Origin of the sequence: Nocardiopsis kunsanensis DSM 44524 (assembly GCF_000340965.1) — a bacterium.
Lineage (GTDB): Bacteria > Actinomycetota > Actinomycetes > Streptosporangiales > Streptosporangiaceae > Nocardiopsis > Nocardiopsis kunsanensis.
On sequence record NZ_ANAY01000030.1, the window covers coordinates 45656 to 64443 of the forward strand.

At 69.3% G+C, this 18788-nt stretch carries 17 protein-coding genes; 8 read left to right on the forward strand and 9 right to left on the reverse strand.

The window, feature by feature from the left end; all coding sequences use genetic code 11:
* Positions 1 to 14: 14 nt before the first annotated feature.
* From D456_RS0117790 to D456_RS0117800, 3 genes are all read right to left on the reverse strand, one after another.
* On the reverse strand, positions 15 to 1064 hold the full coding sequence (locus D456_RS0117790) for an aldo/keto reductase (protein ID WP_017577536.1): 1050 nt from the start codon (positions 1062 to 1064) through the stop codon (positions 15 to 17).
* A gap of 64 nt (positions 1065 to 1128) precedes the next feature.
* Positions 1129 to 1449: a putative quinol monooxygenase gene (locus D456_RS0117795; RefSeq protein WP_017577537.1), complete on the reverse strand. Its 321-nt coding sequence runs from the start codon at positions 1447 to 1449 to the stop codon at positions 1129 to 1131.
* A gap of 180 nt (positions 1450 to 1629) precedes the next feature.
* The gene (locus D456_RS0117800) at positions 1630 to 2016 is read right to left on the reverse strand and encodes a hypothetical protein (RefSeq protein WP_017577538.1); all 387 of its coding nucleotides are present in this window, start codon (positions 2014 to 2016) and stop codon (positions 1630 to 1632) included.
* A 607-nt stretch (positions 2017 to 2623) separates the two neighbouring features.
* Between D456_RS0117800 and D456_RS0117805 the strand changes: the two genes are divergently transcribed.
* Positions 2624 to 3916: an MFS transporter gene (locus D456_RS0117805; protein WP_017577539.1), complete on the forward strand. Its 1293-nt coding sequence runs from the start codon at positions 2624 to 2626 to the stop codon at positions 3914 to 3916.
* 129 nt (positions 3917 to 4045) lie between these two features.
* Here the strand turns inward: D456_RS0117805 and D456_RS0117810 are convergent, their stop codons facing one another.
* Entirely contained in the window at positions 4046 to 4237 is a 192-nt protein-coding gene (locus D456_RS0117810; protein WP_017577540.1) for a DUF397 domain-containing protein, read from the reverse strand.
* The gene (locus D456_RS0117815; protein ID WP_230479994.1) at positions 4218 to 5018 is read right to left on the reverse strand and encodes a helix-turn-helix domain-containing protein; all 801 of its coding nucleotides are present in this window, start codon (positions 5016 to 5018) and stop codon (positions 4218 to 4220) included. Before D456_RS0117815 ends, D456_RS0117810 begins: the two co-directional genes overlap by 20 nt.
* 154 nt (positions 5019 to 5172) lie before the next feature.
* Here D456_RS0117815 and D456_RS0117820 point away from each other — a divergent pair, with 154 nt between their 5' ends.
* Positions 5173 to 5559, forward strand: a complete 387-nt coding sequence (locus tag D456_RS0117820) for a hypothetical protein (RefSeq protein WP_017577542.1) — start codon at positions 5173 to 5175, stop codon at positions 5557 to 5559.
* 114 nt (positions 5560 to 5673) lie between these two features.
* Here the strand turns inward: D456_RS0117820 and D456_RS0117825 are convergent, their stop codons facing one another.
* The 3 genes from D456_RS0117825 to D456_RS0117835 all read right to left on the reverse strand — a co-directional run bounded on the left by D456_RS0117825 (position 5674) and on the right by D456_RS0117835 (position 9786).
* A complete protein-coding gene (locus D456_RS0117825) occupies positions 5674 to 7491 on the reverse strand; it encodes an acyl-CoA dehydrogenase (RefSeq protein WP_026115981.1) in 1818 nt (605 codons plus the stop codon).
* Positions 7492 to 7724: 233 nt separating this feature from the next.
* The gene (locus tag D456_RS0117830; protein WP_017577544.1) at positions 7725 to 8759 is read right to left on the reverse strand and encodes a hypothetical protein; all 1035 of its coding nucleotides are present in this window, start codon (positions 8757 to 8759) and stop codon (positions 7725 to 7727) included.
* A 199-nt stretch (positions 8760 to 8958) separates the two neighbouring features.
* Entirely contained in the window at positions 8959 to 9786 is an 828-nt protein-coding gene (locus tag D456_RS0117835) for an aldo/keto reductase (protein ID WP_017577545.1), read from the reverse strand.
* Between the two features lie 144 nt (positions 9787 to 9930).
* Between D456_RS0117835 and D456_RS0117840 the strand changes: the two genes are divergently transcribed.
* Entirely contained in the window at positions 9931 to 10557 is a 627-nt protein-coding gene (locus D456_RS0117840) for a suppressor of fused domain protein (RefSeq protein ID WP_017577546.1), read from the forward strand.
* A gap of 56 nt (positions 10558 to 10613) precedes the next feature.
* Here the strand turns inward: D456_RS0117840 and D456_RS0117845 are convergent, their stop codons facing one another.
* Positions 10614 to 11048, reverse strand: a complete 435-nt coding sequence (locus tag D456_RS0117845; protein WP_017577547.1) for a hypothetical protein — start codon at positions 11046 to 11048, stop codon at positions 10614 to 10616.
* An 826-nt stretch (positions 11049 to 11874) separates the two neighbouring features.
* Between D456_RS0117845 and D456_RS0117850 the strand changes: the two genes are divergently transcribed.
* The 5 genes from D456_RS0117850 (at position 11875) to D456_RS24450 (ending at position 18743) form a co-directional block, all read left to right on the forward strand.
* A complete protein-coding gene (locus tag D456_RS0117850) occupies positions 11875 to 12858 on the forward strand; it encodes a peptidoglycan-binding protein (RefSeq protein ID WP_017577549.1) in 984 nt (327 codons plus the stop codon).
* A gap of 214 nt (positions 12859 to 13072) precedes the next feature.
* The gene (locus D456_RS0117855; protein WP_017577550.1) at positions 13073 to 15202 is read left to right on the forward strand and encodes an acyltransferase family protein; all 2130 of its coding nucleotides are present in this window, start codon (positions 13073 to 13075) and stop codon (positions 15200 to 15202) included.
* A gap of 189 nt (positions 15203 to 15391) precedes the next feature.
* A complete protein-coding gene (locus tag D456_RS24445; protein ID WP_017577551.1) occupies positions 15392 to 16390 on the forward strand; it encodes an ABC transporter ATP-binding protein in 999 nt (332 codons plus the stop codon).
* Entirely contained in the window at positions 16387 to 17421 is a 1035-nt protein-coding gene (locus D456_RS0117865) for an ABC transporter permease (RefSeq protein WP_017577552.1), read from the forward strand. Before D456_RS24445 ends, D456_RS0117865 begins: the two co-directional genes overlap by 4 nt.
* Entirely contained in the window at positions 17418 to 18743 is a 1326-nt protein-coding gene (locus D456_RS24450) for a YcaO-like family protein (protein ID WP_051049490.1), read from the forward strand. Before D456_RS0117865 ends, D456_RS24450 begins: the two co-directional genes overlap by 4 nt.
* Positions 18744 to 18788: the final 45 nt, after the last annotated feature.

Here is an 18788-nt window from a genome sequence, read left to right on the forward strand (position 1 = left end):
GGTGAGCCGGAAGGTCAGGGCCGGGTCCGGGTCGCCCAGGCCCAGATGTTGACGTCGGAGTCGACGGCGTACTCGTCGATGCGGCGCAGCTCCTCCTCGGTGAAGCCGGGCGCGTCCAGCGCGGCGAGGTTCTGTTCCAGCTGCTGCACGCCGGAGGCGCCCACGAGCGCGGTCGTGACGGTGTGGTCGCCCTGTTCGCGCAGGACCCACGAGATCGCCATCTGCGCCAGGGTCTGGCCCCGCTCCTCGGCGATCCCGTTGAGCGCGCGGGCCCGCTCCAGCACCTCGGGGCCGAGCATGTTCTGCCGCCAGCTCGGCCGGCCCACACCGGCACGGGAGTCGGACGGTACGTCCCCGCCCAGGTACCGGGAGGTCAGCAGCCCTTGCGCGAGCGGGGAGAAGGCGACCACACCCATGCCTTCGTCGGCGGCGGTCGCCAGCAGGCCTTCCTCCACCCAGCGGTTGAGCATCGAGTAGGAGGGCTGGTGCACGATCAGGGGTGTACCCAGTTCCCGCATGATCTGCGCGGCCTCGCGGGTGGCGGCCGGGCTGTAGGAGGAGATCCCCGCGTACAGGGCCCGGCCGGAGGTCACCGCGTGGTGCAGCGCGGTCATGGTCTCCTCCAGCGGGGTGTCCGGGTCCGGACGGTGGCTGTAGAAGACGTCGACGTAGTCCAGGCCCATGCGCCGCAGGGAGTTGTCGAGGGAGGAGAGGAGGTACTTGCGGGACCCGCCGTTCAGGTGCGGGCCCGGGCCCATGACGTAGCCGGCCTTGGTCGTGATGACCATTTCCTCGCGGTGGCGCGCGAAGTCCTCGGCCAGCACACGGCCGAAGTTCTCCTCAGCGCTGCCCGGGGGCGGACCGTAGTTGTTGGCGAGGTCGAAGTGGAACACCCCGAGGTCGAAGGCGCGCCGCAGGATCGCGCGCTGGCCCTCCAGGGGACGGTCCCCGCCGAAGTTCTGCCACAGCCCCAGGGAGATGCGGGGCAGGAGCAGTCCGCTCCTGCCGCTGCGACGGTACTCGGTGGTTTCGTAACGGTCCTGCCGGGCCACGTAGGGGTCCATCGCCTCGCACTCTCCTCGCTCCGGTGTCCGGGAGCGGGACCGCCCCCGGCAAGCACCAGGAACGCTAGTCGATCTGGAGCTCGCCCATGCGGTCCCAGCCCTCGCCCTCGACCTGGCGGCTGACGATGAGCGGGGTCTCGGCCAGGAGCGGCTTGATGGACTCCAGCCCGGCGCGGAAGTGGTCGCTGTTGACGTGGGCCTCGCCGGCCCCGTCCTGGAAGGCCTCGACGAGGACGAACTCGTCGTCGCGTTCGACGCTGCGGGACCACTCGAACCACAGGTTGCCGGGCTCGGCACGGGTGGCGGCGGTGAAGCCGGCGACGGCGTCCAGGAAGGTGTCCTTGGCCTCGGGCTTGACCCGGTACTTCACGACGATCAGGATCATGGTCCCCAGTCTCCTCACTGGTCGCGGTGCACGGCATGTACGTGCACGGGTTTGCGGGCACGGGTGTTCCCCGGACTCAGTCTCGCAGAGGAGGAGAGGAGAGGGCGCCGCCGCGGGCGGCCCGGGCGGCGCGGTGATGATCACACGCCCAGCGGGGTGCACGGGCGTGTGTGGTGCGCGTCAGGCGGCGACCATGGGGCGCCGAGGCGTGGCGACCGTGTGGGGGAAGTGGTACGTCGAGGGCTGGGGTGTCCCGGAGAAGGGGTCCAGCAGCGCGGCGGCCCCCGAGGGGTCGCTGGCGGGATGGCAGAAGGTGCGCCCGAGATCGTTCCAGAAGAACTGTCCGTCGCGGCACCAGACGTTGATGTCCTCGCGCACGGTCATGACCGTCATCTCGGAGCTGCCGGACCAGTTGAGCCGGCGGGTGGCGGTGGGGGCGAGCTCCCCCAGGAGGGCCGTGATGGCCCGCTCTGCGCAGAAGGCGTGGCGGGGTTTGTGCTTGACCCGGCTGGCGAGTGCCGACTTCGCCCGGGTGGACCGGGGGTTGTTCAGACGCCAGTGACTCAAGATGGACTCCAGGGTTTCTCGGGTACCGCGGCGGGGACCTGTTGTGTGGCCGGTGCCCCGCGGGGCTCCGTTCTGTGTGCGGCCACGTCGCCGCGGTTCGAGCGCCCCCGCCGTACTCGTCGGCCGACGGGCCCGCTCCACAAAGAAGCTTGGTGAGGTACGTACGGTGCCGTTACCTCGCAGTTATTCTTTGCGCTCCGGATGCTAGCAGTAACTGACCGGCGGTAGTCGAGACTTCTTTCTGTGGCCAATATCACACCCAACGATCGGGTCTCATCTGTACTGCACCTTGTTTGGGCAGCTGGAAGTCGGCGTGTGGTACGGGTGTACGAAAAGTGGGCGCGGGTTGAAAACACCCTCATCCGGCCCCCTCTGTCGCGAGTCTCACCCAGGTATCGCACACGGTGTCCCAGTTCTGTCGCATACCGTGACTTTGTGCTGGTGGGGAACGCTTGACCGACTCCGGACGCCTCATTGCCCTTCCCGGAACACGCCTCCGTGCGGGCTTTTCCGAGGCCGATGGCCACTGCCTCACCCCCGCTGTCCCTCGCGCACGCGCGCGTGGAGGAGACTGCCTCCAGAACGACCCGAGGAGAGAAGCGGCCACGTGACACAGACAGAAAGATCCGACGACAGGACTTCCCGAGGGGCGGAAACGGGGACCACCGAACCCACTGGCGGTGCACGTGCCTGGATCGTCTGGGGGGTCGCTGTCGGCGGCTACTTCCTCGCCATGCTCCACCGCAACGGCCTCGGCGTGGCGGCCCTGGAAGCACAGGCACGCTTCGACGTGGGCCCGGCCCTGTTGTCGATGCTGCCGATGCTGCAGCTCCTCATCTACGTCCTCTTCCAGATCCCTGCAGGACTGCTCGCCGACCGCATGGGCCCGCGCTACACGCTCGTCCTCGGTGTCGGCGCGATGGTGATCGGCTCCGGGTTCTTCGCCTCGGCGCCCAACATCGAACTCGCCGTCACCGGACGCTTCCTCATCGGCCTCGGTGACGCCCTCGTCTTCCTCAACGTCATCAGGCTCGCCGCCCTGTGGTTCCCGCGCGCCCGCTACTCCCTCGTCAGCGGGCTCACCGCCGTGGTCGGTGGCACCGGACAGGTGGCCAGCGCCGCGCCCCTGGCCTGGGCCCTGGACGGGTTCGGCTGGACCGTCGCCTTCATGAGCGTGACCGCGCTGACCGCCGTCATGGCCCTGCTCGTGCTCCTCGTCGTGCGCGACCGCCCCGAGGGCGCCGCGGGGCGGTCCACGGTCGTCGAACCGATCCCGGTGTGGGCCGCGCTCAAGGAGGCCCTGGCAGCCCGCGGCCCCCGCATCGGTATGGCCCACCACGCCGCGATCATGGCGCCCTTCACGATGTTGATGGTGCTGTGGGGCTACCCCTTCCTCGTGGACGGGCTCGGCCTCGACGCGAGCACCGCCGCCGGGACCCTCACCGCGGTGGCGGCCGCGCCCCTGTGGATGGCCCCGATCGCCGGCATGGCGATCGGCCGCAACACCAGGATCCGTACCGGTGTGGCCCTGACCCTGGGCAGCACCCTCTCGCTGGGATGGCTCCTCATGGTCCTGTGGCCCACCGGTGAGGTGCCCACCTGGCTCGGTCTGACCGCCATGGGGGCCAGTGCCGTCGGACAGACCCTCGCCCCCACGGTCTCCTTCGACTTCGCCCGCGACGGCATCCCGGCCGGCCGCACCGGTGTCGCATCCGGGCTGGTCAACATGAGCGGCTTCACCACCGCCGTGCTCTGTACCGTCGCCGCCGGTGCCGTGTTGGAGAGCCTGCCCGACGACCCCGGAGCCTTCCAGCCGGCGTTCGCACCCATGGCCGCGACCACCACCGCCGCCACGATCGTGCTCTTCTACCTGATCCTGCGCGGCCGCAAGAACGCCTGAAGCCCGCGGCCCCGGGGGAGGCCGCAAGCAAGGTGTCGGAGAAGTCCACGGGAGCCGACCCGCGCGTGGGTCCGTGGACGGCACTGCGGTAGGCCGGGGCCGGATGAGGGGCGAGGCGGGGCGGAGGTTCTAGGAGGGGGAGGCGCGGCCGGCCTTCAGGTCGGAGACGAAGGCCGCGAACGTCTCGGGACTGAAGTCGAGTCTGCCGAGATGAGGGTGCTGGGTGTCGCGCACGTGCACGGCTTCGGGCGTCTCCGCCACCTCCACGCAGTTTCCCCCGTGGTTGCCGCTGTAGCTGGACTTATGCCAGGTGAGTTCCATCGAAGCCTTCCTTCAACTTCATCATGAGCCGCTGAGACTCGGCCGGGGACAGCGCGACCTCCTGCAGGTCTCCGAACTGCAATGACAGAGTGCGGATGCCCTCGCGATCATGGACCATCCTGCCAGCAAGGGCTTCCTCCACGTAGGAGATTTCCCTGCCGTCCTCGAGAGACAGAAGAGTGAAGGGACCGGTGAGGCCGGGGTGTCCATCGCGTTCGGTTGGGACAACCAACACTTTGAGCAGGCGTTTCTCCATCATCGTGAGCATCCGTGAGATCTGTGCCGACATGACGGAGGCGCCTCCGGTCGGTCGGGTGAGCACCACTTCGTCGAGGACGGCCACCATGTGCGGGGGCGCTGGGCCGTCCCAGATCCTCTGGCGCTCGATACGTCCGGTGACGAGTCGTTCCACAGCATGGCGTGATTCACGCGGGTTGCCCCCGGTGAGGGCAGCACGGGCGAAGCCCTCGGTCTGGAGGAGGCCGGGAACCAGTTGGGGCTCGTACACGCGGAACATCCGCGTCAACGGCTCCACGTCGACGAGCTCCCCGATGAAGTGCGGGTAGGCGTCGTTCTGCATCTTGCGCCAGAGCGATCCGAGCAGGTCACCGCCGTTGAGAAGCTCGTCCGCCTTCTGGGAGAACTCCAGGCTCGGATAACGTTCCCCGCGCTCGATGGCGCCGACGAGCTGGGGTGATATCTGTGTATGCCCGGCCACGGTTCGCTGCGAGGTCTCCGACAGGCTGCGCAACCGAGCCAGCTCGGTGCCGAACTGCCTCAACGTCTGATTCTCTGCAGCGGGAACCTTCTTGGCCATGGCCATAGGAAACCACGGGAGGGTCGGCCCCACCACAGCTTCCGTGATTTCCTTTCGTCGTTCTCCACTTGAGCTGTGTCTATGGCCACGCCAATACCTGTGGCTCCATATTCGGTGCATGGAGTTTCCCCCGAAGAAGACGCCCGGAACCTGTTCCCGAAGCCACGGGCTCACAGAGGAGGCCGACCCCCGGCCCGAGGACGGAGGAGACCCCCGACCGCTCACCCGTAAGGAAGCCGCCCGTGACCTCCTGGTCTGTTTCAAGACCCGCGGGATGCGCTTCGAGCTCGACGTCTCCCGCCTGATGATCACCGCGAAACTCAACCACGCCACGCAAGCCGTGGTCCTTCGTGGTGAGGGGGCCGGGATGCGTTGGTGCATGGTCTGGGAGACCTTCCGCGGGGAGAACGGCCCGACCGTCGAACCGGTTCTCCCCATCGGGCAGGAATGGGAACTGTCCCGGCGTCTGCTGGACGTGCTCGAACTGGGCCAGCTCGAGCTCTGAGCCGGCCGGCCCGCGTTCGTGTCCCCCGCGAACGACGAAAGGGCGGGGCGGTCCAGCTGGACCGCCCCGCCCCTGTGCGGTGAGGGGGCGCCGGGAAGGCGCTCGGCACACCCCTTAGAACGCGGCCTCGGGCACGTCCATGAGGTCGTTGGTGACACCCTCTGCGATCTTGCGCTCGGAGGCGATGCGCGGCAGGAACTGCTCGGTGAAGAACCGCGCGGCGGCGATCTTGCCGGTGTAGAAGTCCTTGTCCGCGCCCTCTGCGCCGTCGATGCTGTTCAGGGCCACCTCGGCCTGGCGCAGCAGCAGCCAGGACAGCACCACGTCACCGAAGGCCATGAGCAGGCGGGTGGCGTTCTGGCCGACCTTGTACAGCTCGCGCTGGTCCTCGGCGGCGCCCATGGTGTGGCCCACCATGAGCTCGACGATCTTCTCGACGTGCTCGACGCCCTCCTGGAGCAGCTTGCGCTCCTCCTTGAGCCGGCCGTTGCCGGCCTCGGAGCTCGCGAACTCCTTGATCTCGGCGGAGAGCTGACCGATGGCCGCGCCACCGTTCTTGACGATCTTGCGGAAGAAGAAGTCCTGCGCCTGGATCGCCGTGGTGCCCTCGTACAGGGTGTCGATCTTGGCGTCGCGGATGTACTGCTCGATCGGGTACTCCTGCAGGAACCCGGAGCCGCCCAGGGTCTGCAGGGACTCGGACAGCAGAGCGTAGGAGCGCTCCGAGCCCACACCCTTGACGATCGGCAGGAGCAGGTCGTTCATCGCCTCCAGGGCGGTGACGTCCTCACCCGCCGCCTCGGCGATCTGGATCTCGTCCTGCTGCGTGGCGGTGTAGAGCACCAGGGCGCGCATGGCCTCGACGTAGGACTTCTGCGTCATGAGGCTGCGGCGCACGTCGGGGTGGTGCGTGATCGTGACCTTCGGGTCCTTCTTGGAACCGGCCAGGTCGTTGCCCTGCTTGCGCTCCTTGGCGTACTCCAGGGCGTTGAGGTAACCGGTCGACAGGGTGGCGATCGCCTTCGTCCCGACCATCATGCGGGCGTACTCGATGATGAGGAACATCTGGCGGATGCCGTCGTGCTTGTCACCGACCAGGTAACCGATGGCGGGGTGGTTCTCGCCGAAGGTCAGCTCACACGTGGTGGAGGCCTTCAGGCCCATCTTGTCCTCGACGTTGGTGACGTAGGCGCCGTTGCGCTCGCCGAGGGAACCGTCGTCGTTCACCAGGAACTTGGGCACCAGGTACAGCGACAGGCCCTTGGTGCCGGGGCCCGCGCCCTCGGGGCGCGCGAGCACCAGGTGGAAGATGTTCTCGGACATGTCGTGCTCGGCCGAGGTGATGAAGCGCTTGACACCCTCGATGTGCCAGGTGCCGTCACCCTGGTCGGTGGCCTTGGTGCGGCCCGCGCCGACGTCGGAGCCCGCGTCCGGTTCGGTCAGCACCATGGTGGCGCCCCAGCCGCGCTCGATGGCGAGCTTGGCGAACTCCTTCTGCTTCTCGTTGCCCTCGGCGTGGAGGATGCCTGAGAAGCCGGGGCCGGCCGAGTACATGTGCACGGCGGGGTTGGCGCCCAGGATCAGCTCGGAGGCCGACCAGACGAGGGAGCGGGGCGCGCCGAGCCCGTCGAGTTCCTTGGGGAGGTCGAGGTTGTACCAGCCGGCGTCCATGTAGGCCTGGTAGGACTTCTTGATGCTCTCGGGCATCTGCACCGTGTTGGTCTTGGGGTCGAAGACCGGAGGGTTGCGGTCGCCGTCCTCGAAGGACTCGGCGACGACGCCGGTGGCGAGGCGGTTGACCTCGTCGAGAATGGTGCGGGCGGTCTCCTCGTCGAGGTCTTCGAAGGGGCCCTTGCCCAGCACGTCCTGGCGGCGGAACACCTCGAAGAGGTTGAACTCGATGTCGCGCAGGTTGCTCTTGTAATGCGTCATGGACAGCTCCGCTGTGTCCCTGGCCGCGGTGTCGTACACGCGGATCTACCGACTAGTAACAAGCCAATGTTACTGCCGAGTAGTGCAGAACGCCAGTAGGGGCAAGAGGAGTCTGGCGCGCGGGACAGGGATCACAGGCAGCTTCACACACCAGAACCGGGCGACGGCGAGCCGGGTGCGGCCCACCGTCGCCCCCGGGGCCGGGTGTTCCTCCAGGGAACAGGGGAGGGGCCTCAGCAGGCGCCGCGGCCCTCGGTCGTGTCGCACAGGCCCCGGCCGTCGGTCCACGTGAGCGAGTCACGGGCATCCCCGCCGAACGGACGGGTCGCCGTGACGTCCGTGCCGTGGCCGGAGTCCTCGCCCAGGAACACCCGGACCTCCTCCGTGGAGCCGCCGGAGTCGTCGCGCAGCACGTAGAACGGGTGCGGCAGCGGCGAACGGCCCGCATCCGGGGCGGCCCACCAGTCCGCGCCCTGCGCGTCGGCGATGTCCACGAACAGGCAGCCGTAGGTGCTGCCCTGGTACTCACAGGTGCGCGGCTCTGCGCCCCCGTAACGGTCCACGTTCCCGTCGGCGGTCACCCCGTCGTTGAATGCGCGCCAGTACACGGTGTCGCACTCGCCGCCGGAGCAGGCGTTCCAGTCGTTCCAGGCCGTGGCGCGGGCGTCCGGCGCGCTGGAACCGCCGTTGAGGGCGCTGCAGTACTTGTCGACGATGTAGGGCGTGACCAGGCCCGACACCCAAGCACTGTCGATGGCCTCGCCGGCGGTGTTGTCGGTGCCGAGGCCGGCCGAGTCCATCTGCCACAGGCCCACGCCCGGGTTGAAGAACAGGCCGTCGCGGCCGGCGGGGTCGTACAGGCCCGCCTGGTTGTCGAACCGGGACAGGGTCATCGGTGAGGGCGTGGCCTGGGTGCCTGTGACGATCTCGGGCCAGACCGGGGCCAGCGCCATCGCGGTGGCCTCCTTGGCGGAGATGCCGCAGGAGGCCCCGGCCGCGGCGTCGGCCGCGGCGCTCTCCACGGACGAGAGGGCCTCGGCGCCGAAGGTCAGGGGACCGGGTGGGACGGCCGCGTGTTCCAGCTCCGCCTCGGCGGCGAGCCGGTCCTCGGCGGCGCGGTCGGCCGGGGCGGGCGCGGTCGGGGTGGTGTTCGGGCCGTCGGCGGACGTCTCGGCTGCGTGTGCGGTCTGGGGAAGCGTGACGGCCAGCGCGGCTGCGGCGAGCACGGAGGCCAGGCGCCGTGGCAGGCCGGTGGTGTGTCTGGACATGGGGGTACTGCCTCTCCTACGAAACCGAGCGGGGATCTCGGGACAGGAACTTTCACCCGGGTGGGCGAAGTTGGAGGAAAGCTACAAGTGCTGCCATGTGCGGACAAGGACGGTCTCGCGCCCATAGCAAAGCTCTCACCCGAAGGTCAGGACCCGGTACCGACACCGAAACCGGCCCCCGACCCTCGGGTACTGGCCGTCAGAGCACTTCGAGCGGTGTGGCGCGGTCCGGTGCGGGGAAACGTTCGTCCAGTGCCGCCAGATCCGCGTCGCTGAGTGTGATGTCGAGCGCTGCACGGTTCTGCTCCACGTGCTCGGGCCGACTCGCCTTCGGGATGGCGCACAGACCCTCACCCGCGAGCACCCACGCGAGGGCGATCCGGGCAGGGGTGGCGCCGTGGCGCTCGGCGACCTCGGCCAACACCGGATCCCCGAGCAGACGTCCCTGCTCGATCGGGGAGTAGGCCATCACCGGCAGCCCGTGCTCGCGGCACCACGGGATCAGGTCGTGCTCCGGTCCGCGCCGGGTCAGATTGAACAGGATCTGGTCCGTGGCGCAGTCGCGGGCCCCCTCGACCCCCCAGAGTTCGTCCATGTCGCCGGTGTCGAGGTTGCTCACCCCGAAGTCGCCGATCTTGCCGGCCTCGCGGAGTTCGATCAGCGCCGACACCGTCTCCGACAGCGGGACCCCGCCCCGCCAGTGCAGCAGGAACAGATCGAGATGGTCGGTGCGCGTGCGGCGCAGGCTCCGTTCACACGCGTCGATCGTGCCCGCGTACGAGGAGTTGCTCGGCAGGACCTTGCTCACCAGGAACACCTCGTCACGGCGGCCCCGGATCGCCTCGCCCACGACCTCCTCGGCGTCGGCGTACATCTCCGCGGTGTCGATCAGGCCCAGGCCCAGGTCGAGCCCGTGCCGCAGCGCCGCGACCTCCGACGCCCGTTCCGACGCGTCCTCGCCCATGCCCCAGGTGCCCTGGCCCAGCACCGGCAACTCGGCGCCCGACGGCAGACGCAGACCTCTCATGACACAGCCTCCTCAACAGGTTCGGAATCTCCCGGGGAGCTTTCGCCGCTGTGGACCCGCGCGAAACAACAGGGACGCGGTGCTCACCGGTCACTCCTATCCTCGGACAGGACGGACGAGATCGAGCGGAGGGGCGAAGACACGATGCTGGAGCTGATGCCGGGGCTCACCCGGATCTACGAGGAGTGGGCCGAGAAGTACCCCGACGTGCAGCCCCTCACCATCCAGTTCCCGGCCCGCGACGGTGAGGACACCGAGGACGGCGGGAAGAAGGGCGGCCTCGACGGGGTGCTCGCCTACCCGCTCGACGGGCACTGGTTGCTCGTGACCTTCGGTCTCACCGAACTCGGTGAGAAGACCAGTGAGGAGCCCCGGGTCTCCGGGGCCGGATTCGAGTTCACCTGCCGGATCCCGCGCGGACCCGAGGAGACGGCCGTGCCCGCGTGGGTCCTGCGTGTGCTGCATGCCGTCGCCGACCACTTCCTCGCAGGGACCGACCTCGACGTCGGACACTGGATCCTGACGTCCTCCCCGCTCGGCGGTGAACCCGCCAACGGCGACATGACCTCGCTGGTCATCGTCCCCGACGTGGACATCGCGCACATCACCACGCCCAACGGGATCGTGCTGTTCTTCCAGCTCGTCGGGTTGATGTCCGGTGAGGGCCAGGAGGTACAGGAGGCCGGGACGTCGTCGCCGCTCGTCGCGGTGCTGCGTGACCGCGATCCGCGGCTGGTCTCCGACCCGGACCGGGAACCCGTACAGCTGTAGGGGCCGCCACCCGTGCTCGGGCGACGGCCCCTCGACGTCTCCTGCCGGTCAGCGCATCAAGCCTCGTACTCGGTGATGCTCTCGGCGATGCCGTCGACGATCTCGACCTCGGCGAGGACGACGGTGCCGTTCTCGAGTGCGGTGTCGAACTCGTCGAAGCTGCACTCGACGGTGCCGGAGCCGTTCTCGTCGGCGCCGTCCTCGGCCGGGCAGGTGTGGATGCCGCCGAGGATCCGGGTGCTCTCGGCGACGTAGAACGCCTGGCCGTCGATGATGTACTCACCCGGAGCCAGGTACTCCAGCTCACCGGTCAGAGTCCGCGACTCTGCGGAATCTCCCTCGGAAGTGTTGCCCGCGTCCGTGGCTTCGGTGTCCGCCGATACGTTCTCCGCCACCGAGCCGATGGCCTCGCTGGAACATGCGGTCGAACCGATGGCCAGCAGGCCCGTGGCCAGGAGAGCCAGGGCGGTGGAACGAACATCGCGCTTCATGTCATCTCTTTCTTTTTTCAGCGATGTGTATTGACGGGGGATGGCGGGGGATTCGTCGGTGGTGAATGCTACCGGGTGGTAAACGTGTAGCGCCCGACGCGTGTTCGTAGGCAGGATGCAAGAGTATTTTCGGTCAGGCGGGCCGGAACCCCTTGTTCGTAGGGTCTGCCGAATTCACTCGCTCCAGTCGAGGAGTATCATGATCGGAGGTTGTTAAGTTTAGATAAGGCGGTCTCCCGCTGTTCTTCCGGGTTCCTGCAACCCTTTCCGTGTACTATGATCCCGGAAAGCGGCGCTTGGTTCACAGGTACCGCACATTTTTTGAGTGACAGGGAGCAGGCCGGTCCGGCCTCCGGTTCCGTCGACGGCGGGGCCCGTGATCCATCGGCCCGGGTTCGCCGGCCGGTGGGCGGGCGTGGGTCCGCGTGTCCCGGGACGTCACCCGGGGCCGTCACCATGACCGCCTTTCCCCGCAGGGGCCGGCCTCGACGTCGGACACCGGATCCTGGCGTCCTCCCCGCTCGGCGGTGAACCCGCCAACGGCGACACGACCTCGCTGGTCGTCGTCCCCGACGTGGACATCGCGCACATCACCACGCCCAACGGGATCGTGCTGTTCTCCCAGCTCGTCGGGTCGGTCTCCGGTGAGAGCCAGGAGGTACAGGAGGCCGGGACGTCGCCGGGCCGAACCGAGAAGAACCGGTCACCCCCGTGCATGTTCACGTCGGCGCACCTAGACTCCCTCGTGAAGGAAAGAATCCCTCGCTTCACCCCCTACAAACATTTCCTTCGAGGAGTACACATGTGTGGATCATGCTCAGCACCTGTGCCCCCCGCTGACTCCAACGGTTCGAACCGCCACCACGACGGGTCCCCCTCCCCGTGGTCGCGCAGGACGTTCTTCGGGATCGGAGCCGGAGCCACCGCCGCCGTGGCCGGCCTCGCCGGAACAACGCCCGCGTACGCGGCCGGGACCGCGGCCATGAACGGGGATTGGTGCAACCCCGCCCTGGGGTACTTCCCGACCGGCGGCCACTACGGCGCACCGAGAGGCAACTACGGGCACGAGGGCCAGGACGTCACCAACAACATCGGTACCGGTGTTTACGCCGCCGCTGCGGGCACCGTGATCCGCCGCTCCTGGGGCGGCGGGCTGGCCGGCCGCACGGGTGAGGCGTTGGTGATCTCCCACGGCAACAACGTCTACAGCTTCTACGGGCACCTGAGCGCCTACCATGTCGGACTCGACGCCTCGGTCTCCGCCGGCCAGCTCATCGCCGACATGGGAGCGACCGGTAACGTGACCGGCCCGCACCTGCACTTCGAGACGCATACCGGCGGGCTCAGCAGCACCGGCACCAGCACCGACCCCGTCCCCTTCATGAACGGTCGAGGTGTCGACCTGGGCGGCGGCTGGCCGAGGATCGACCCGGAGTCCAACGGCGAACGGGTCAAGAGCATCCAGCACCTGATGAACCAACGCGGAGCCGATCTGGAGATCGACGGCTACTACGGCCCGGTTTCGGTGGACGTGGTGCAGGAGTTCCAGAGCGACCAAGGTCTGGTCGTCGACGGCCAGGTGGGCCCCGAGACCTGGCCGGAAATCGTGTACGGACTCGACACGGGAAGCTCTGACGGCTCCCACGTACGTGGCCTGCAGGAAGCCATGAACAAGCGCAGCGCAGGCGTGCTCGTCGACGGCAACTTCGGTCCGGTGATGGACGGCGCGGTACGCGATTACCAGAGCCTGAACCAACTGGTCGTGGACGGCTACGCGGGTCCGGTGACCTGGCAAGCGCTCGTGGGCTGATCCGAAGCGCGGGGCGGGCCCGGTGCAGCAGTCCTGCCGGGCCCGCCCTCTCTGCCTGCCCCGGGGCTGCGGGCGCGGCCCACCGTCGGCCTCCGGTCCGCGCTGCGGGTCCGTGTGCCTGAAGCACCGTGAGGGGGACGGTTCGCCGGCCGGTGGGGCGGGCGTGGGTCCGCGTATCCCGGGACGTCACCCGGGGCCGTCACCATGAGCGGCCATGACCGCCCTCTCCTCGCCGCAGCACGGCCCGGCCGCACCCGAGCGCCGGGACGGTACCGGTCGGGTCGGCGCCGCACGGGACCACACGCAGCGCCTCGGCGGCGGGCACCGGCCCGAGATCGACGGGCTCCGCGCCGTCGCCGTCCTGCTGGTGGCCGCCTACCACATCTGGTTCGGCCGGGTCTCCGGCGGCGTCGACGTCTTCCTGCTGATCACGGGTTTCCTCATCACCGGGTCGCTGGTCCGGGCCTGCGAACGCGGCGGGATCCGGTACGGGGCGTTCCTGAGCCGTCTGGCCGTCCGCCTGGTGCCCACGGCGGTCCTGGTGATCGCGGCGGCCCTGGTCGGAGCGCGGCTGCTGCTGCCCGAGACCCTGTGGCAGGAGAACGCGGGACAGGCGCTCGCATCCGCCCTCTACCACCTGAACTGGCAGCTCGCGCTCGACTCCGCGGACTACCTGGCGCGCGACGGGACGACCGGACCGTTCCAGCACTTCTGGTCGCTGTCGATCCAGGGGCAGTTCTACCTGCTGTGGCCGTTGGTGATCGGTGCGGCCGTGTGGTCGGCGACCCGGCGTGCAGGCGGGAAGCGCGTGGACACGGAGAGCGGCACCGCGCGGCGCACGGCCGCCGCGCGCCGCGGCGTGTTCGTCGTGCTCGCGGGCATCTTCGTGTCCTCCCTCGCCTACTCCGTCCACATCACCGGCACGGACCAGGCGTGGGCCTACTTCGACACCGGCGCCCGGCTGTGGGAGTTCGCGCTCGGCGGTCTCCTCGCGCTCGCCCTCCCGTGGTTGAACCCGCCACGGGCTCTGCGCCTGCTGCTGGGGTGGGCCGGGTTCACCGCTCTGGTGCTGTGCGGGGTCCTGCTCCAGGTGTCGACCGTCTTTCCCGGGTACGCGGCGCTGTGGCCCACCCTCGCCGCCGCCGCGGTCGTCGTGGCCGGAACCACCGGATCACCGTGGGGCGCCGACCGGGTCCTGACCCTGCGCCCGGTCCGCTACCTGGGCTCCATCTCCTACGCCCTGTACCTGTGGCACTGGCCGGTGCTGGTGTTCTACCTGGCCGCGACGGAACGCACCCTGGCGAGCCCGCTGGGCGGGGCGGCCGTCCTGGTGCTGTCGGTGGTGCTGGCCGCCGTCACCACACCCGTCGCCGACCGCGCCACCGACTTCGGACGCGGCGGCGGGAAGTTGCGCGCTCCTGCTCTGGCGCTGGCCTGTCTGCTCCCGCTGCTGCTCACCGCCGGCACGTGGTCGGCCCGTATGGAGGCCGAACAGCGCAACCTCGAGCAGCAGCTCGCCGACCCGCAGCGCTACCCCGGAGCGCCCGCGCTGAACGACGGCGACCAGGACGAGTACCCCGCCCCGGTCCACCCCGATCCCGCGCACGCCGACACCGACCTGCCGGTGACCTACGACGACGGGTGCAACCAGGACACCGCCGGGACCGACGTCATCGTGTGCGAGTACGGTGCCGACGACCCCGGACGCACGGTCGCGCTGGTCGGCGGGTCACACGCCGCACACTGGTTCCCCGCGTTGGAGGAGATCGCCGAGGACCGAGGCTGGCGCGTACTCAACATCGTCAAGGGCGCCTGCCTGTTCACCGACGCCCCGCAGAGCTACCTCGGCGAGCCCTACACCGAGTGCGCCGAGTGGAACGACGGGGTCATGGCCGAGCTCGCCGACCTGCGCCCCGACGCGGTCTTCACCACCGGTACGACCACCAGCCTCGACACCTCGGCGGGTTACGGGGAGGAACAGGTCGTGGACGGCTACCCCGCCCGGTGGCGGCAGCTGGGCGAACTCGGTATCGAGGTCGTTGCCGTGCGGGACACTCCGCGCCCAGGGTTCGACGTCCCTGAGTGTCTGTCCGGTGCCGGGCCCGAGGAATGCACTTCCGAGCCCGGGAACTCCATGGCGGAGATCTCCCCGTTGGAGGAGGCCGACCTGCCCGAGAACGTGAGCCCCCTCGACCTCACCGACCAGTTCTGCGAGCCGGGGGTGTGCCGCCCGGTCGTCGGCAACGTCCTCGTGCACTGGGACGACGGCCACGTCACCGCCAGCTACATGCGCACGCTCGTGCCCGCGCTCGAGGAACGCCTCCTGGCCGCCACCGGGTGGTGAGCGCGGGCGGGAGCGCGCGGCTCCCGGTGCCGCTTCGCCGCGCCGGTGTGTTGCCCGGTTTCACCGGGGACCGCGGTCCGCGTGGCCGCACCCGGACGGATTAGCCATGTTTAAAGCCGCTCTTAGTGCTGTGCCGGAACATCTTTCGGGACGAGAAAACCGAGCTCCGGCACAGTGAGAGGAGCGGCGATGGCCGAGGGAGGCCGGGACGACCCGGCAGTGCGTGTACGAGGACTGACCCAGGTCTACGGGCCAGCGGTCGCTCTGGACGGCGTCGATTTCGACGCGCACCGGGGCGAGATCGTCGGGGTGCTGGGACCCAACGGCGCGGGCAAGACCACGTTGTTGGAGACCTGCGTGGGTCTGCGCAGCCGCACCAGGGGCACGGTGGAGGTCATCGGGCTGGATCCGGAGCCCCGTCCCCTGCGCCTGCGCGAACGGGTCACCGTGCAGCCCCAGCACGCCGCGCTGATGCCCGAACTGACCGCGCGGGAGACCTTGGAGCTGTGGTCGTCCTTCTACCGGAACCCTCTTGCGGTTCCCGACGTCACCGGGCCTCTCGGGGTGGAAGATTTCGGCGACCGCAGGGTCAGTGTGCTGTCCGGGGGCCAGTTCCAGCGGTTGCGCATCGCCATGGCCCTGCTGCCCGACCCCGAGGTGGTGCTGCTGGACGAACCGAGCGCCGGCCTCGACCCCGTCAACCGGAAGGCCCTGCGCCGGGCCGTGGCCGAGCTCCGGGGCGAGAACCGCTGCGTCATCCTGAGCACCCACCACATGGACGAGGCCGAGGAACTGTGTGACCGGATCGTGGTCGTGGACGGCGGACGTCTCGCGGCCGAAGGGCCGCCCTCCCGCATCGTCGCCGAGCACGCCCCCGGGTGCCAGCTGCGTTTCGAGGCCTCCGACTACGGAACGATCGCCGACCTGGCCCGCGAACACGGTTTCGATCTGGAACGGCGCGGTACCCGCGGCGGGTGCGACCTCGTCGAGGTGGAGGTCGGTGAGGACCGGCTCAACGAGGCCCTCTCCCTCCTCGTCGGGTCCGACACGGCCGGTGTCGACATCCGCCGCGGCGACCTCGAGGAAGCCTTCGCCGCGGTCACCGGATCACGTATCGACGACGAAGGACAGCGCAAACCGGCCGAGGACGCGCCCCGACGGACCGAGCTCCCCCTGGACACTCGATGAGCGCATTCACCCAACTCACGAAGGCAACGTCGGTCTCCCTGCTGCGGCAGCCGCGCGCGATGGGCTTCGGCCTGGTCTTCCCGCTGTTGTTCGTCCTGCTGTTCTTCTTCATGAACACCGTCATGGGCGGCGACGACCCCAACATCGCCCTGACCGAGGACACCCCCGAGGAGGTCACCGCGGCGCTCGAGGAGGACGGCCAGACCCTGATGGCCCCTCCCGGTGAGGCAGCCGACGGCCGGCCGTCCGTGGACGAGGGCGACGCCATGGACGTCCTCGTGGACGCCCCCTCGGGGCTCTCGGGGCCCATCAGCCTGGAGAGCGTCCAGCCTGCGGCGACCACCGACACCGTCGTCGACGCCCTGACCGAAGCGGGCGCCGACCCCGACCGGGTCACGGCCACCACACCGGACGGGGAACCCCCTTTCGACGCCCTGCGCTTCGGCCTGCCGGGCGTGCTCGTCCTCTCCTTCGGTTCGCTCGCCCTGTTCGGTACGGCGGTACCGGTCATCCAACTGCGCAGCCAAGGGACCTTGCGCCTGTTGGGCACCACACCGCTCAGCCGGCTCACGTTCCTGTTGGCACAGGCGCCGGTGCGCTTCGCCATGGCGGCCCTGCAGTTTCTCGTCCTGGCCGCACTGGCCTACGCGCTCGGGTTCTTCGACCCCGTCAAGTTGCCGACGCTGTTGATGAGCGCGCTGCTGACACTGGTCCTGATGAGCTCGCTCGGTTTCGTCCTGGCCGCACGCCTGCGCAACACCGAGATCGCCACCCAGATCGGCGGGTGGATCCTGCCTGTGGTCCTCATGGTCTCCGGACTGCTGGTCCCGCCGAACTTTCTGCCGGAGGTCCTCGACGACGTCAACCGGTTCCTGCCCTTCGCCCCGCTCGGGGACATGCTCCGTGCCGATCTGGTCGGGCTCGCTCCGGACCACTCGTGGTGGGCCTCCGCCGGCATCGTCGCCGCCTGGGCGGTCGGGCTGATCCTCGTGGCGGCCAAGCTCTTCGTCTGGGACCAGGAGAAGCGATGAACAGCTCACCGACACTCGCCGACATCGAGGCCCTGGTCTCACCGAGGGCCGGTCTGGTCAGCCACGCGGGTCGGTTGGAATCGGCGACCCTGACCGACTGGTTCGTCGCGGGCGCCGGGCTGGGAGACCTGAGCGCGGTCTCCGAGGAAGCGGCCACGCACGACCCCGTACCGGAACCGGGCACGATGAACGGGGCCGGCACCGACCGCGACCAGCGCCGCGCCTCCTGGCTGGCCACGGCCGAGTCGCTGGAGCGCTACGCCACCTGCCTGTGGCACGACCTGCCCATGCACTGGGCCACCCAGAGGGAACTGGAGGCCGAGGGGGAAGCCACCCTCGACCTGGGCTCTCTCGCCTCCGTCTCCGAGGCGGAGGAGGCCGATCCGCTCTGCCGCCTGCGGCGTCCCTCACCGGACGAGCCCGTCAGGTGGGTGCGGGGGGTCGACCTCAGGAGCGGTAGGCCCGCGTGGGTCCCCGCGATCCTGGTGTATTTCTACATCGTTCCGCAGATGGACAGTGAGCGGATATGGCTGCCCATCTCCACCGGATGCGCGGTCCACACCGACCCGCGCCGTGCTCTCCTGGGCGGCCTGCTCGAGGTCGTCGAGCGCGAGGCCATCGCGACGACGTGGCTGCGCCGGCTCTCACTTCCCCACATCGACACCGGCGGACTGGACGCGCCCACCCGCGACTTCCTCCGGGAGATGGCCGAGTCCGGAACCCGCGTCACGCTGCTGGACGCCACGACCGACCTCGGGGCACCCACCGTCTACTGCCTCTCCGAACGCCCCGGCCGTCGCCGGTCCCAACTGGTCACCTGCGCCACCTCGACCGACCCCGTCGACGCGGCGCTCAAAGCGGTACGCGAGTCCGAGTCCACCTGGATCGCGATCGAAGAGGGGCAGGAGGCCCCCGACGACCCGCGGACCTTCCACGACGTGATGCACGGGGCGGTCCACATGGCCGATGCGAGTCGCGCGCACGCCTTCGACTTCCTGCGTCAGGAACGCTTGCCACGTCGGCGCCCCGAGGACATGGCCCGCCTGCCCCAGGATCCTGGCGAGGCCCTCAACGTCCTCTACGGCCGGCTCGCCGAGGCCGGCCAGGACGTCTTCGCCGTGGACCTGACCACGGACGAAGCAGCCCGGGTCGGCATGCACGCGGTGCGTGTGCTCGTGCCCGGGCTCGTGCCCCTGTCGTTCTCCCCGGCGGCGCAGTTCACCGGGACCCCCCCGACTCCGCCGACCCTCCTGGGCCCGGTCGGCCGCACCCAGCGAGGAGGAACTGAACCCATGGCCCCAACCCTTCGCCTAGATGAGTAATTCCAAGGGGTCAGTGGTCATAGGCCGTCAGGGAGCGTAGGACGG

What these genes read in the sequence shown, in the direction of transcription:
- D456_RS0117840 (WP_017577546.1), top strand. Translation starts at nt 9,931, where the DNA reads ATGCTGGAGCTGATGCCGGGGCTCACCCGGATCTACGAGGAGTGGGCC.
- D456_RS0117795 (WP_017577537.1), bottom strand. Translation starts at nt 1,449, where the DNA reads ATGATCCTGATCGTCGTGAAGTACCGGGTCAAGCCCGAGGCCAAGGAC.
- D456_RS0117835 (WP_017577545.1), bottom strand. Translation starts at nt 9,786, where the DNA reads ATGAGAGGTCTGCGTCTGCCGTCGGGCGCCGAGTTGCCGGTGCTGGGC.
- D456_RS0117855 (WP_017577550.1), top strand. Translation starts at nt 13,073, where the DNA reads ATGACCGCCCTCTCCTCGCCGCAGCACGGCCCGGCCGCACCCGAGCGC.
- D456_RS0117810 (WP_017577540.1), bottom strand. Translation starts at nt 4,237, where the DNA reads ATGGAACTCACCTGGCATAAGTCCAGCTACAGCGGCAACCACGGGGGA.
- D456_RS0117820 (WP_017577542.1), top strand. Translation starts at nt 5,173, where the DNA reads ATGGAGTTTCCCCCGAAGAAGACGCCCGGAACCTGTTCCCGAAGCCAC.
- D456_RS0117825 (WP_026115981.1), bottom strand. Translation starts at nt 7,491, where the DNA reads ATGACGCATTACAAGAGCAACCTGCGCGACATCGAGTTCAACCTCTTC.
- D456_RS0117830 (WP_017577544.1), bottom strand. Translation starts at nt 8,759, where the DNA reads ATGTCCAGACACACCACCGGCCTGCCACGGCGCCTGGCCTCCGTGCTC.
- D456_RS24445 (WP_017577551.1), top strand. Translation starts at nt 15,392, where the DNA reads ATGGCCGAGGGAGGCCGGGACGACCCGGCAGTGCGTGTACGAGGACTG.
- D456_RS0117845 (WP_017577547.1), bottom strand. Translation starts at nt 11,048, where the DNA reads ATGAAGCGCGATGTTCGTTCCACCGCCCTGGCTCTCCTGGCCACGGGC.
- D456_RS0117790 (WP_017577536.1), bottom strand. Translation starts at nt 1,064, where the DNA reads ATGGACCCCTACGTGGCCCGGCAGGACCGTTACGAAACCACCGAGTAC.
- D456_RS0117865 (WP_017577552.1), top strand. Translation starts at nt 16,387, where the DNA reads ATGAGCGCATTCACCCAACTCACGAAGGCAACGTCGGTCTCCCTGCTG.
- D456_RS24450 (WP_051049490.1), top strand. Translation starts at nt 17,418, where the DNA reads ATGAACAGCTCACCGACACTCGCCGACATCGAGGCCCTGGTCTCACCG.